13 protein-coding genes are annotated in these 12,531 nt (G+C 54.4%); 1 reads left to right on the top strand and 12 read right to left on the bottom strand.

Annotation, left to right across the window (positions count from 1 at the left end):
• Window positions 1-92: 92 nt before the first annotated feature.
• A complete protein-coding gene (locus RWO08_RS07375) occupies window positions 93-584 on the bottom strand; it encodes an N-acetyltransferase (RefSeq protein WP_314211645.1) in 492 nt (163 codons plus the stop codon).
• Between the two features lie 142 nt (window positions 585-726).
• Between RWO08_RS07375 and pepT the strand changes: the two genes are divergently transcribed.
• Window positions 727-1,962: a peptidase T gene (gene pepT, locus RWO08_RS07370; RefSeq protein ID WP_314211644.1), complete on the top strand. Its 1,236-nt coding sequence runs from the start codon at window positions 727-729 to the stop codon at window positions 1,960-1,962.
• 51 nt (window positions 1,963-2,013) lie between these two features.
• On the opposite strand, the gene RWO08_RS07365 is transcribed toward pepT, so the two are convergent.
• Genes RWO08_RS07365 through RWO08_RS07315 form a run of 11 tightly spaced genes read right to left on the bottom strand, consistent with a single transcriptional unit; the run spans window position 2,014 to window position 12,509 of the window.
• Window positions 2,014-2,913, bottom strand: a complete 900-nt coding sequence (locus tag RWO08_RS07365; RefSeq protein ID WP_314050050.1) for a haloacid dehalogenase-like hydrolase — start codon at window positions 2,911-2,913, stop codon at window positions 2,014-2,016.
• A gap of 1 nt (window position 2,914) precedes the next feature.
• Window positions 2,915-3,658 carry a copper homeostasis protein CutC gene (locus tag RWO08_RS07360; protein WP_314050052.1) on the bottom strand — a complete coding sequence of 248 codons (744 nt, stop codon included), beginning with the start codon at window positions 3,656-3,658 and terminating at the stop codon, window positions 2,915-2,917.
• Window positions 3,655-4,830 (bottom strand): M20/M25/M40 family metallo-hydrolase, encoded by a 1,176-nt coding sequence (locus RWO08_RS07355; protein ID WP_314211643.1) that lies wholly within the window; start codon window positions 4,828-4,830, stop codon window positions 3,655-3,657. The genes RWO08_RS07360 and RWO08_RS07355 overlap by 4 nt, the downstream gene beginning before the upstream one ends.
• Before the next feature lie 2 nt (window positions 4,831-4,832).
• Window positions 4,833-5,795, bottom strand: a complete 963-nt coding sequence (locus RWO08_RS07350; protein WP_314211642.1) for a N(4)-(beta-N-acetylglucosaminyl)-L-asparaginase — start codon at window positions 5,793-5,795, stop codon at window positions 4,833-4,835.
• Between the two features lie 28 nt (window positions 5,796-5,823).
• Complete coding sequence (locus tag RWO08_RS07345; protein WP_314211641.1) at window positions 5,824-6,927, bottom strand: M42 family peptidase; 1,104 nt, start codon at window positions 6,925-6,927, stop codon at window positions 5,824-5,826.
• Window positions 6,917-7,927, bottom strand: a complete 1,011-nt coding sequence (locus RWO08_RS07340) for a hypothetical protein (RefSeq protein WP_314211640.1) — start codon at window positions 7,925-7,927, stop codon at window positions 6,917-6,919. The genes RWO08_RS07345 and RWO08_RS07340 overlap by 11 nt, the downstream gene beginning before the upstream one ends.
• A gap of 10 nt (window positions 7,928-7,937) precedes the next feature.
• Complete coding sequence (locus RWO08_RS07335; RefSeq protein WP_023391656.1) at window positions 7,938-8,444, bottom strand: GrdB-related putative oxidoreductase; 507 nt, start codon at window positions 8,442-8,444, stop codon at window positions 7,938-7,940.
• A gap of 58 nt (window positions 8,445-8,502) precedes the next feature.
• A complete protein-coding gene (locus RWO08_RS07330) occupies window positions 8,503-9,855 on the bottom strand; it encodes a PTS sugar transporter subunit IIC (RefSeq protein WP_291454292.1) in 1,353 nt (450 codons plus the stop codon).
• A 35-nt stretch (window positions 9,856-9,890) separates the two neighbouring features.
• Window positions 9,891-10,217, bottom strand: a complete 327-nt coding sequence (locus RWO08_RS07325) for a PTS sugar transporter subunit IIB (protein ID WP_023391654.1) — start codon at window positions 10,215-10,217, stop codon at window positions 9,891-9,893.
• Between the two features lie 16 nt (window positions 10,218-10,233).
• The gene (locus RWO08_RS07320; protein ID WP_303765686.1) at window positions 10,234-10,554 is read right to left on the bottom strand and encodes a PTS lactose/cellobiose transporter subunit IIA; all 321 of its coding nucleotides are present in this window, start codon (window positions 10,552-10,554) and stop codon (window positions 10,234-10,236) included.
• A 32-nt stretch (window positions 10,555-10,586) separates the two neighbouring features.
• Complete coding sequence (locus tag RWO08_RS07315; RefSeq protein WP_314211639.1) at window positions 10,587-12,509, bottom strand: PTS sugar transporter subunit IIA; 1,923 nt, start codon at window positions 12,507-12,509, stop codon at window positions 10,587-10,589.
• Between the last annotated feature and the right edge of the window lie 22 nt (window positions 12,510-12,531).

Here is a 12,531-nt window from a genome sequence, read left to right as displayed (position 1 = left end):
AACCTTGCTATTATACAACAAAAAAGAAGCCGGGACCAATGAACTGTCCCGAGCAAAAAAGAGCCGGCACCCCAGTGCCAGCCCTCACACATTTATTCACTTAGATAGTCATAGGCCTGCCGGGGCGAGCCGTCTTGGAGATAGATAGTGCCTCGCTCCTGGAAACCGTAGGCCAGGATGGCCTGCTGCATGGGCAGGTTTTGAGCGTGGGTGTCAATCCGGATGTGGGGGCAGACGGACTTAGCGAAGTCGAAAGTTGCCCGCGCCACGCCCCTGGCCTTGCCATTGGCTGCCAGGCGGTGAATGGTCACATAGGGACTTTGGCTGCGCCAGTCTAGGCCGTCAATCTGGCCATAGGTCGGATCTTGGCCCCCAATCAGGGCGAAGGTGCCCACTAGCTGGCCAGTTTCATCCTCTAGGACATAGGAATGGCCTTGCGCTATATCGGCTTCTAGGAGACTTAGGGGCGGATAGCCGTCTGGCCACTGATTGGGATTGCCCTTGGCCCGCATAAAGGCCCGGGCTTGGTCGTATAAGGCCATCAAAGCCGGCAAGTCCCCATTCTCTGTCTGTCTAATCCGCATACGGCTTCCTCCTCTGCTCTACCGCCTTACTGTGCCCCCAGTCTACCACAAATCCCCGTCCTTGCCAACAAGGTCTAACTTGGGTCTGGCCCGTCATAGTGCTATACTAGACTTAACTGATTAAGAGAAAGAAGGCTCCGCCATGGAATCCATGCTCCAACGCTTTATCCGCTATGCTAAAATCAACACCCGCTCCGACCTGCACTCGGATGCCGTGCCGACTACACCCGGTCAACTGGACTTCCTCCGCATGTTGGAGGGCGAACTCAAGGACCTAGGTCTCAGCCAAGTGCGCTTCAATCCAGTGGACGCCTTTGTCACCGCCCTATTGCCAAGCAACCTACCGGCCCATCATAAGGCGCCAGCCATTGGCTTTATCGCCCATGTGGATACGGCCGACTTCAATGCTGAAAATATCCAGCCCCAGGTCCATGCAGACTATGACGGCCAGGATATTGTCTTGAACCCTGACCTGGACATTGTCATGCGGGTGTCTGAATTTCCTAACTTGAAGCACTATGTGGGACAGACCCTGATTACTACGGATGGCACCACCCTGCTGGGGGCCGACGACAAGGCAGGTCTGGTCAGCATTCTGGAGGCAGTCATCCACCTCCTAGCCCATCCTGACCTGCCTCACGGCGATATTTGGCTAGCCTTCGGACCTGACGAAGAAATCGGCAAGGGCGCCCACCGTTTCCAAGCCCAAGACTTCCCGGCAGACTTTGCCTATACACTGGATAGCGGCCAAGTGGGCAAGTTGGAATATGAGACCTTCAACGCCGCCCGGGTCATGCTGACTATCGACGGGACCAGCGTCCATCCCGGGACCGCCAAGGGGCTCATGGTCAATGCCCTGGCCGAAGCCGCTAAACTCTTCGCCCGCCTGCCCCAAGACCAGGTGCCAGAATTGACCGAGGGCCACGAGGGCTACTATATGCTGTCCAGTCAAAGCGGCGACATTGGCCAAGTTCAAGCCACCTACATTATTCGTGACCATGACAAGGAGCGTTTCCAGTCCCGCAAGGACTTCTTCCGTCAGATTGTGGCCCAACAGAATGCAGGCTACGACCGGCCCCGCATCCAATGTCAAATTTACGACGAATACTACAATATGTACGATATCCTCAAGCAAGACATGACGCCAGTTGAGGTGGCCATTGCCGCCTACAAGGCCTGTGGCATTGAGCCTATTATCCAGCCTTTCCGGGGCGGGACTGATGGCTGCATCATCACCTATAAGGGCATCCCGACGCCCAACCTCTTCACGGGCGCTGAGAACCTTCATGGTCAGTATGAATTTGTCAGCTTAGAAAGCATGGAAAAGGCCAGCCAAGTGGTCCTTACCATTATCCAATCAGTGGTCAGCCCACACTAAAACAAGCCAGGTAGCTCAACTACCTGGCTTTCTTTGTTTACTTTTGCTTCCTTAACGAATGGCGGAGCCGGCCACACGGCTCACCGTATGCCGCATTCCTCTGATAGCTACCGATAAGGCGAAGATATTTTCCACATTGGCTAGGCCACCAAAGCCTGCATCCCCAATATGTTGAATATCCACGCCAGCCACCTTATTGCGAATGGCAATGTCTTCCACCACCCGCGGGGTGCTAGATTCCTGGCTGGTCCCGATAGCGGATAGAACTAGGACATCGTGAGCGTGGGCGTACTTGACAATCGCCACCAGCTCATTATCGGTAAAGCCCGGCACTGTCCCCACGGCCGGCACCAGCAGAATATCGGTCCCGGCCTCGATGAAGTCCTTGGCCGTCTCAATGCTGGCCACTGGCTCCTTGGACCCAGCCCCATGCATCTTGCCGGCAATGACCAGACCAGAGAAATGTTGCTTGGCCACCTTGACATAGTGGGCAATCTCCTTATTAGTTACCCCCGTTCCAGGGTTACCCGTCAGGCAAATGAAGTCTAAGCCTAGGCGGTCGGCCGCTTCTAGGGTCTCAACTGAGCAGGTCCGACCTTTAGGCAGAACATTACGTGCCTCCACCATAATGGCGTCGGCATCGACTGGCTCTAGGTTGGCCCCAATAGGGCGACCTGATAGGGCTTTGAGGCGACGAATGGGATCCTCTGTCCCTTGATCCAAGCCACAAATGACAGGATTAAGGACATCTAGCCCATTCAAGAGCATGAGGTCTGCCCCGAAGGCCTTAGCGATTTCCGCATTGGTCAAGTTGCTGATATAGGCAGGCACAGGTGCCACCATTTCACAACAAACGGTCCGGCCTTCAGCGGCCCAGATGGCTTGCTTGAGTTCTTCTGCACTGTAGCCAGCGTAGTCGCTGGGCAGGCATTCTAATACACGTCTTACCATATTACTCCTTCTTTCCTAGTGCTTGGCCTAGCGCACGGGCTAGGTCCGGGTCTGCCCCTTCATAAGCTCCACGAGAATCGTAGGCAAATGAAACAGGCCCTTGCTGGGTCGTAGGGTCTTGGTGCCAGGTCTTGAAACTGCCGTGGACTTGTTGAATGCCCGTATAGGCCACCAAGTCCGCCGCATTAGCCAAATTGAGACCCGCCCCCATGACAAATTCAATGTCTGCGCCATATTGGGCTTGATAATGAGCCAGTCGGTCTCGCCCTTCCTCAATGCTCTTAGCTCCCCCACTGGTCAAAATCCGCTGGCAACCTAGCTTAATCAAGCCTTCAATGGCTTGGTCAGGCTGGGCCACCACATCAATGGCCCGGTGGAAGACCGACTGAGCGCCATAGGTTTGACAGAGCTCAATCAGGGCCTGGTTGGCATCCCAATTAAGCTGACCCGTCTCAGTTAGACAGCCAAAGGCCAGGCCACGGGCACCTGCTCTTAACAAGGCTTGGCCTTCTGCCAACATTTGCCTGATTTCCAGCTTATCATAGGCGAAGCCACCGCCACGTGGGCGGACCATGCAGATGATTGGCAGGGTCACGCCATTGGCCTTGGCTAATTCCAGACAGGCCACCGTTGGCGTCAGCCCTCCTAGGGCCAGGCCACTGTTGAGCTCAATCCGGTCCAGGCCTGCTTCTTGGGCAATCAGACAATCTCTGACACTGCCGGCACACAACTCGATGAGGGTCATGGACTTGCCTCCTCCACTTCTTGTTCTAGCTGCCACAAGGCCAATAAGGCCTGGCTATAAATTTTTAGATTGGTCTCTAAATCCTTAATGCCCAGCCACTCATGTGGCAAATGGGCGATGTCCCGTTGGCCCGGGAAGGAAGGCCCATAAGCCACGATATTAGGCACAAACTTAGCATAGGTGCCCCCAGTGGTCGTAACTGGCTCAAGGGCTTGGCCGGTCACCCGATTGTAGACTTGCTGCAAGGCCTCAATATAAGGCGACTGCTTGTCCTTGAGGACAGGCGCCCAATGGCTGAGGACTTCTAGCTGGGCCCCCTCAGGTAGATGCGTCCTGATTTGGGCCAGAATGTCTTCCTGGCTGCAGGCTGCTGGATAGGCCATGGACCAAGCCACCCAAGGCCGTCCCTGAGTCAGGCCCAGTTGATAGCCCCTCAGCATCATGCGGCCAAAGTCCTGGTCCTCATAGGCAATGCCCAGCTCCCGACCATCCTTGGTGCCGGTCAGCAGATAGGCATTGACAAAGTCAAAGAGGCTGGCCAATTGATCCGAATCCACACTAAGGGCTACCCGCAAACGCCCTCGCTCGCCATAGACGACCGGCCATTTGCAGTCTGGCGTCCAACCGAAGAGGGGCGCTGCTTCCTGAGCCAGATAATGCTGGATGCAGCCAAAACCAGTCTCCTCATTGGTCCCAAAGACCACCCGAATGGGATGGCGGAAGTGATAACCAAGGCATTTGAGGGCATAGACGGCATAGAGATTGGCCAGAATCGGCCCCTTATTATCTAGAACGCCACGCCCTTGGTAGCGACCTTGTGCTTGATTCTTAGTTAGGGTCCAGGGATCCTGCCGCCAGCCTTGACCGGCCGGCACCACATCCACATGCCCGAAAATACCATAATAGCCAGCACCTGAGGTCGCCTGGTTAGGGTCAGGCGACCACTGGGCATAGCCAACCTTATGGTCTAGATTAACCGTCTCAAAGCCCATGGCTTTGGCCCGGTCTAGCACCCAGTCCAGGGCAGCCTTAGGTCCAGGCCCATAGGGAGCGTCTGGCTCAGCTGGTCCCTGCACACTGGGAATGGCTACCAGTTGGGCTAGGTCCTGCCAGTATTGGGGTAGCAAGTCTTCCAGCAAGTCATTGAGTGCTTGGATTTGCTTGAGGGTCATGCCTACTTCACCTCCAGGGGCCGCATGCGTTGACGCACATAGTCGTCTAGCCATTCCTGACTCGCCCGCTCCAATTCCATCTGGCCAGAAGCCAGCGGATGAAGACGGTAGACGGTCAAAGGCGTGGTCTTGCTGGCCACCACGAAGGAGAAGTTATCAATATTGGTTGCGGCTCCCCACTGGCCCTTGGCGTTCATGGCCACTACCGACAAATCGCCGGCTTGGCTGCGTTGAGCTCTCAGACGTCTGTCCAGGTCATGAACAGCCTTTTCGCAGGCCTCTTGAGGATGGTAGCCCGCAGCCATCAGCTGAACGATGGCGTAGGACAGGACCCCTTTCATCAAATCTTCCCCTAGGCCAGTAGCGGTGGCTCCTCCAATCTGGGAGTCCACATAGAGACCCGAGCCAATAATTGGCGAGTCGCCTACCCTGCCGGGATGCTTCATGAAGAGGCCACTGGTCGAAGTTCCTGCCACCATGTGATTATGTCCGTCCAGGGCCACCATGCCCACCGTGTCATGGCCGTCGTAGGCAGCTAGGCCTTGTTCTTGAGCTAGCTCCACCTGGCGATTGTGATAGTGAATTTGAGCCCGGTCTGTCAGCATTTCTTTGGCTTCAAAGCCATGGTCTAGGGCATATTGGCGGGCACCTTGGGCGACCAAGACATTATTGACCGGCTCCTGGCTAAGGCGGCGCGCCACACCAATGGGATTAGCAATATCCTGAATCCCGCAAACGGCCCCAAAGTCCAGGCGACTGCCGTCCATATAGGCGGCATCTAATTCTACCTGGCCTTGGCGGTTAGGCAGACCGCCATAACCGACGGATTTATAATAAGGAAAGTCTTCGACGGCCTTGATGGCTTGCTCAATGGCGTCACCCGCAGAGCCACCGCCTGCCAAGCTAGGCAGGGTGGCCTGGACTCCTTCTAGGGCCATCCGCCAGGTCGCAATGATTCCCCACATGGCTGTCACCTTCTTTCTGTCATTGATTCTATACTTGATAATGATAATTTTGATCCAGCAGCTGCTGGTAGATAGCCGGCGTCAAGTCCCGCGCCACGGCCACCATGAGGCGGTAAGCCGCTAGGACATCAGCCCGATGCAAGATACCCCGGTGGGTATGCATATAGCGCATGGGAATGGACAGGGTCGTCGCTAAAATCCCGGTTTGGGATTTATGGATATTGCCCGCATCTGTCCCCCCGTCTAGGAAGCAGCCCAGTTGGTAAGGAATGGCCTCCCGCTGGCAGATGCCTTCCAAGTAACGCAAGAGGCCCCGGTGGGTTACAGTCATATTATCGGCCACCGTTAGGGAGACCCCTTTGCCTAGCTTAATGGGATTGTGGTCAGCTGGTGTATCGCCTGCTAGGCAGGTATCCACGGCCAGGGCAATGTGGGGCTTGACGGCTTGGGCCACGGTCCGCGCCCCCCGCAAGCCCACTTCTTCTTGAACGGTCGCCCCCAGGGTCACCTTGTTGGGACAAGAACCCTGGGCCAGGGCCTGCATGGTCCAGACTCCCAGGGCCACACTGACCCGATTATCGAAGGCCTTGGCAGCCAGATAGTCAGGGTTGGCTAGAGCCTGGAAAGTGGTCACCGGGCAAACCCAGTCCCCCACCTCAATACCCAGAGCTCGAACCTGGTCGCCATTGTCCACCCCTAGATCCAGATAGACCCGGTCCATGGGCACCACTTGCTGGCGCTGGTCAGGGCTGAGACTATGAACCTGCGGTCCAGCCAGAATCCCCGTGTAGACGCGACCGTCTTGAGTGAAGACCTGGACCTCTTGTTGCAAGAGGGTATGGGACCAAGAACGCCCCACTTCTTGAATGAAGACATAGCCGGCCTCATCAATGGCCCGCACCACCCAACCGATTTCATCCATGTGGGTGGAAAAGAGCAAAGACAAGGGTGACTGGGACTGACCTGCTAGGCTGTAGAGGCCAGAGCCCAAGGGATCGGCACCCTGCTGGCACATGGCCAGTTGCCGGTCCAAGTAGGCCCGAATGCCTACCTCATGGCCCGACACTCCGGGTAAGCAGCATAAATCTGACAGGACTTGCCAGTCTACCTTGACTTGAGCCTCAGTGGTCATAAGGGCCACCTCCCCGACTGCCAAAGCCAAAGTCTCGGACTTGGGCTGGGGTCAGTTGGCTCAAGAAGGCCACCAGGGTGTCTCGAACGGGCTCGAAACTAGCTGGATCTAGACACTGATAAAGGCCTGGCGACTGGAGGAGTGGCAGGGCAATAACCAAGGTCGGTGCCCCCACCCCTGTCTTATGGATAAAGGCCCCATCGGTCCCGGCCTCTTGAACCTGGCCCTTGACTTGGTAACCCAGCTCCTGGGCCACTTTGCGAATGGCTTCCAACAAGGCCGTGTTAGGTAAGAGGGTCTTATCAAAATAACGCAAATAGAGACACTTAGGGTCATAGTCAGAAGCAGGTACTGGGCTAGCATCTAACACCAGGGCCAAGTCTGGTTGAATAAGATTGGTGGCGGTAATGGCCCCCCGAGTCCCCACTAGAGACTGGCTAATGCCACCCACAGCCAACTCATAGGTAATCTTATCTTGAAGTTTGCGACTCATATCCAGTATCAGCTCGAGGCTGGCGCGATTGGCCAAGTTACGACCTAGCCAGGCGCCCCCAGCTATTTGCCGGCGGGAAAAGTCTAAGACAAAGCTGTCCCCTACCTGGATGCCCAAGTCAGCCACTTGCTGGGCTGAGGCCGCACCTAGCGCTAAATAGGGCTGTCCCTCTACCAGGACCCCATAGCCCAGATGAGGCACATGGTCCCGGGTCAAGAGGCGGACCACTTGGTTGACATAGTCGGTCTTCTGATAGCGGCCTAGGGCCACGAAGTCCAAGAGCCCATCCGGACGAATGGCTTGAATCAGACCGCCATTTTCATCCAGGTTAGTGGTCAGCATGACCCGAAAAGGCGCCTGCTCCCTTGGCTTGAGGCCCAAGACAGAGCCCAGTTGATCCCGATAGAGACTGAGCCCTTGGTCGGTCAGGGCTTGGGCCAGGGCTTGATGCAGGTCGAATTCATCCCCCGACAAGGCGGGTAAATCATAGAAGGCTGTCCAATCCATAAGGCACCTCCTAGTGGAAGAAGTGAGGCCAATCGGCCTCTGCTGGGCCACTGAGAATTTCAGCAATATGGTGCAGGGCATCCGTCAGCCCTACCCCGCCCTTCTTAGGCATCTGGATTATTTTAACTTGGTCCTTGTAGCGGTCGACCACGGCCTCATTTTCGGCGGAGCAGGCCACATAGGTGCGGACCGGCGTCTGGTCTTGAATATAGGCTGCGACCTCGGCCGCCATCTGGGCGTAGGTGTCGTAGTTGAAGCAAGGGCCACACAAGAGGACATCAGGTTGCGCCTTTTTCATGAGATTGGCAATCTTGTGTAGGACTTCTTCCTTATTAGCCTGAAAATAATCAGGCCCACAGTAGACGGTCGCCAGGACCTTGAGGTCGTGGGCCGCGAAAACGTCCTTAAACATGAGATAAGAGCCAATCCCGCCCTTTTCCAATCCCAGTGGCGTGTTGGGGCGTTCCTTGCCCCCATAACCGGCCTGAATTTGGTCGAATAATAGGATTACTTTCATCCTTATTCCCTCCTCAGCAAAAAGAGTTCAGCAGGATAGGGCTGAACTCTTCAGTTGTCTATAAATCATCGAAGGACAAGTCGTCCAAGGAAATATCATCTAAGTCATCTTTAAGGTCTTGAACTGGTTTCTCTTCTTCAGCCAAGAATTGACGGTCCATTACCTTGAAGAATGGATAGTAGATCAGGCAGTCGATGACAATTAAGATAATTTGCCAGAAGCCGGCAATCAGGTGCCCAGTGGCCAACCAACCAGAGAAGAAGAATGGGGTTGTCCATGGGATGCTGACCCCGGTAGTTCGTGGCAGAATACCGATGACTGTTGCGATAATGGATAAAATGGTGTTAACCAGTGGTGTTGCAAGGAATGGCACCAACATAATTGGGTTGAGTACGACTGGTAGCCCGAAGATAATCATTTCGTTAATCCCGAAAATCCCAGGTACAATGGCCAAACGACCCAAGGTCTTCATACGTTTGGACTTGGCAATCCCCACCATGAGGAAGACCAAAGCCAAGGTAGAACCCCCACCCCCGAAGTTGGTGAAGAAGTTACTGAAACCGTTGGTGAAGATGTTAGGCAATGGCAAGCCATTCTTGAAGGCTTCCAAGTTTTCAGTGGTCAGAGCCAGACCAATTGGCGCGAAGACCGTATTGGTAACGGCTGGCCCATTAATCCCGAAGAACCAGAAGAAGGTGGATAGGAACTGGGTCAGTGGTTCTAGGAAGACGCTACGTCCAATCCCCAAGAGAGGTGCTTGCAGGTTGGTATAGATAAAGGTGTGCGCATAGTGATAATCTGTTAGCGAGAAGCCCAGGTAAACCAAGAAGAAGGTTAACATGGCAAAGAGCGAAGGAATCAAAGCCGCGAAGGATTGAGAAACTGCCGGTGGTACCCCGTCAGGCATCTTGATGACCCAACCCTTACGTTCAATGGCCACGAAGATACGGACCGAGACAATGGCCGTAATCATGGCCACGAACATGCCGGCGGACCCCATATTAGTGTTAGCCAAACCATTGAAGACTTTGCCGGCTTCATTGGTGAAGGCTGGGTGGGATTTAGGTGTTAGAATCAAGAAGCAGACAACGGAAATGGCTGCCCCTGCAATAGGGTCAGATTCTAGCTGACGGGCATAGGCATACCCAATCCCGATAGCCCCTAAGAGGGCGATGACACTAAAGGTGGAATCAATCACGGCGTCCATGTGGTTTTCCCAGCCTTGGCCGAAGAATTGAGCCATAAAGTCGGTATAACCTTCAATTGGGAAGTTACCGGCCAAAATGAAGAAGGAAGCGACAATAATGAGTGGCGTGGTCACCAAGAAACCATCACGAATGGCAATTAATACCTTATTATTGCTGAGTTTCTCGGCTGTCCCGCCCATGACTTTTTCAAGATTTGCAAACATGTGACTTACCTCTTTTCTTATAATGAGATCTGTACTTAGCCTTGCTTGTTCTGCTTGAGTAATTGAATGGCGCGCTTGAGAATGCGTTCGCCATTGACGTTACCATAATCGTCTAGGTTCATAACTTCAACGGGAATGCCTTGGGGCTCGTATTTGTCCCGGGTGGCATTGAATTTGTATTTGACTTGAGGCCCTAACAAGATGACATCAGGATGATACTGTTCCACAATGATATCTAGCTTAGAATCTGAGAAGGCCTTGACTTCAATGGGCAGGTTGTGGTCGTCTGCCACGGCCTGCATACGGCTGGCAACCAGGCTGGTCGACATGCCGGCACTACAGAATAAATAAACACGTTTCATGGTATTTCCTCCTAATCTAGGTGGTGAGCTGGTCCAAACGTTGATAGAGGGCCAGAACTTCTTCGGCAGTCACCTTGAGCAGTTCAGCACTCATGAGTTGATCTTCGGCATGAACTAACAAGAGCGAGAAAGGTGGATGGTCCCCTGCTGCATCCGCCTGCAAGAGGTCGAAATGCTGATCATGACCGGCAATCCGTTGGCTCTCCCCTTGTTCAATGGCCGCCTGGGCTTGGGCGAAGTCGCCTGCCCGAGCTAGTGCCATGGCTTCCATGAAGGAAGAGCGGGCCGATCCCAAGGAAGAAATCATCTTGAAAAATACCAACTCTAAGTCATCCATACCATTACCTCCTTTCCTATAAAATAAACTTGCTAACGAGATGGATGGGGAAATTCGCCCACAATAGCGGCCAAGAAGTCGTCGCGACTGCTGGCGGCTAAGAGGGACTTGAGCTGACGCGGATGGGCTAGGCACTGGCCTAGCCATTTGAAGAAGACTTGGGTGAAGGCCCAGTCGCTGTCCTTAAGCGCCAATAGAATGACGAGTTTAACTGGGTAGCGCCCCCACTCAATGGGACTGGCGAGATTGGCAATGGCCAGGACAGACTGGTGACTGTGAGCTTGTAGGGGATGGGGAATGGCCAAGGCATAGTCAAAGTCCGTCGACGACAGGGCTTCGCGCTCCAAGACCGAAGGCAGAAAGTCCGGCGTAACATAGCCGGCTTTGGCCAAATCCTGGGCCATGAGGGTCAGGACTTGCTCGGGACTGCTAGCCTGCAAGTCTTGATAGAAGAAGCGTGACTCCAGAAAGTCCCCCAACTGTAGGGCCAGCTGGATGGCTGTCTGACGCTGTTCTACTTGGTTGAGCAGACTAACCAAGGCCAGCTCATCTTCCTCATTGAAGAAGGTAGAGACCTGCAAGGTCGGGAGGCCCAAACTCTGAGCCAGAGGCATAAAACTAATGACTAAGTCGACAGGCTGATGCAGGAGCTGGGCTTCACTGACATAATCATATTGGGCTAGAATTTCCAGCCGGTGGCCGAAGCTAGCCTTGAGCCGGTCGATTGAGGATTGCATAAGGGGATAGTGCTGGGGCGCCAACAAAATGGCTCGCGCCTTCCATGGTCGCTCTAGGCGAGAATAGGAGCTGCCAATATGGACGGCAATCAGCCCGATTTCAGCTTCGGATAAGATGACGCCTAGACGGGCACCCAACCAGGTGGTAACCGTTACCGCCAGGTCGAAGACCAGGGGATACTGGCGTTTCATATCTTGTAGGAAGAGATTGGGCAGCTCCACCTGATAATGGAGCCGTTCAATCAAGCCTTGTAGGTGGAGATGGAAGCGATCCTTAAAGTCGGCATCACTAAGAAAATCCAAGCCCACCAAGTCTTGTAGGTGCTGGCCCAAATCTTCAACCAAGCGGGTCAAATCCAGGGGCCGACCCTGATAGATGACCTGTGAGGCCAGCTCATGCATGGCCTGATAAGCTTCCAGCAGTCGGCCAATACTGTAGGCTTCAGAAGCTGGGATCCGACACTTATATTGCTTACCCACCCCCTGCAAGAACTTGCGAGCTAAGGCTTCTTCCTTAGGCACCAGAGGCGGTAGGTTCTGACGATGATAGAGAAATTGACCGGCCAGCATACGCTGAACCGCAATCCCGACGTGCAGGAGTAAGATAGGTAAACTGGCAGGCCGAAGCTGATAGTCTGCCTGCTTGAGTAGGCCTTGGAAATAGTGGGCCACCCAGACCATGTCAAACTCTTCGTATATGGCTAAGACCTTATCCAGATTCAAGAAATCACCCTGAAGTTCTGAGGTCAGGAGCTCCCGATAGAACCGGCGCTTCTGGAATTCAGGGCCCTTAAGCTGCCAGCCCTTGGCATCATGTTCTAGGTCTAAGTCCGGGTAGGCCCCCACCAACTGACCGACTTGATGCAAGTCCATGGTTAGGGTTTGGGGGCTGACATAGAGGTCTTGGCTCAGCTCCTTGAGGGTCTGAGGCTGACTGTCAGCCAATAGGAGTTTGAGTATATAGTGTAGCCTTTCTTCCTGACTCTGTGGCAGGCCCAGAGGGCTGGGCTGATTGGAGTCTTCCAGGGCTTGGGCCACTAGCCGATAACCCTTGTGGTGATGGGCCTGGATGGCGCCGGGATAGTCTTGCTTCAACTTGTTCATATCAGAGCGAATGGTCCGGTCGGAGACGCCCAACAAAGCCGCTAGGTCCCGTCCCTTGAGCCAGCCTTGTGACTGGGCCAAAATGACCATGAGCTGTTCCTGTCGTGTCTGCATAAGCGCCCTCCTCCTAGGCTGT

The sequence above is a fragment of the uncultured Abiotrophia sp. genome, assembly GCF_963520105.1.
Taxonomy (GTDB): domain Bacteria; phylum Bacillota; class Bacilli; order Lactobacillales; family Aerococcaceae; genus Abiotrophia.
This window is presented reverse-complemented; position numbering and strand designations above follow the sequence as displayed.

Excerpts from the sequence above, each read along its gene's own strand:
- RWO08_RS07375 (WP_314211645.1), bottom strand. The coding sequence starts at position 584 with ATGCGGATTAGACAGACAGAGAATGGGGACTTGCCGGCTTTGATGGCC.
- pepT (WP_314211644.1), top strand. The coding sequence starts at position 727 with ATGGAATCCATGCTCCAACGCTTTATCCGCTATGCTAAAATCAACACC.
- RWO08_RS07365 (WP_314050050.1), bottom strand. The coding sequence starts at position 2,913 with ATGGTAAGACGTGTATTAGAATGCCTGCCCAGCGACTACGCTGGCTAC.
- RWO08_RS07360 (WP_314050052.1), bottom strand. The coding sequence starts at position 3,658 with ATGACCCTCATCGAGTTGTGTGCCGGCAGTGTCAGAGATTGTCTGATT.
- RWO08_RS07355 (WP_314211643.1), bottom strand. The coding sequence starts at position 4,830 with ATGACCCTCAAGCAAATCCAAGCACTCAATGACTTGCTGGAAGACTTG.
- RWO08_RS07350 (WP_314211642.1), bottom strand. The coding sequence starts at position 5,795 with ATGTGGGGAATCATTGCGACCTGGCGGATGGCCCTAGAAGGAGTCCAG.
- RWO08_RS07345 (WP_314211641.1), bottom strand. The coding sequence starts at position 6,927 with ATGACCACTGAGGCTCAAGTCAAGGTAGACTGGCAAGTCCTGTCAGAT.
- RWO08_RS07340 (WP_314211640.1), bottom strand. The coding sequence starts at position 7,927 with ATGGATTGGACAGCCTTCTATGATTTACCCGCCTTGTCGGGGGATGAA.
- RWO08_RS07335 (WP_023391656.1), bottom strand. The coding sequence starts at position 8,444 with ATGAAAGTAATCCTATTATTCGACCAAATTCAGGCCGGTTATGGGGGC.
- RWO08_RS07330 (WP_291454292.1), bottom strand. The coding sequence starts at position 9,855 with ATGTTTGCAAATCTTGAAAAAGTCATGGGCGGGACAGCCGAGAAACTC.
- RWO08_RS07325 (WP_023391654.1), bottom strand. The coding sequence starts at position 10,217 with ATGAAACGTGTTTATTTATTCTGTAGTGCCGGCATGTCGACCAGCCTG.
- RWO08_RS07320 (WP_303765686.1), bottom strand. The coding sequence starts at position 10,554 with ATGGATGACTTAGAGTTGGTATTTTTCAAGATGATTTCTTCCTTGGGA.
- RWO08_RS07315 (WP_314211639.1), bottom strand. The coding sequence starts at position 12,509 with ATGCAGACACGACAGGAACAGCTCATGGTCATTTTGGCCCAGTCACAA.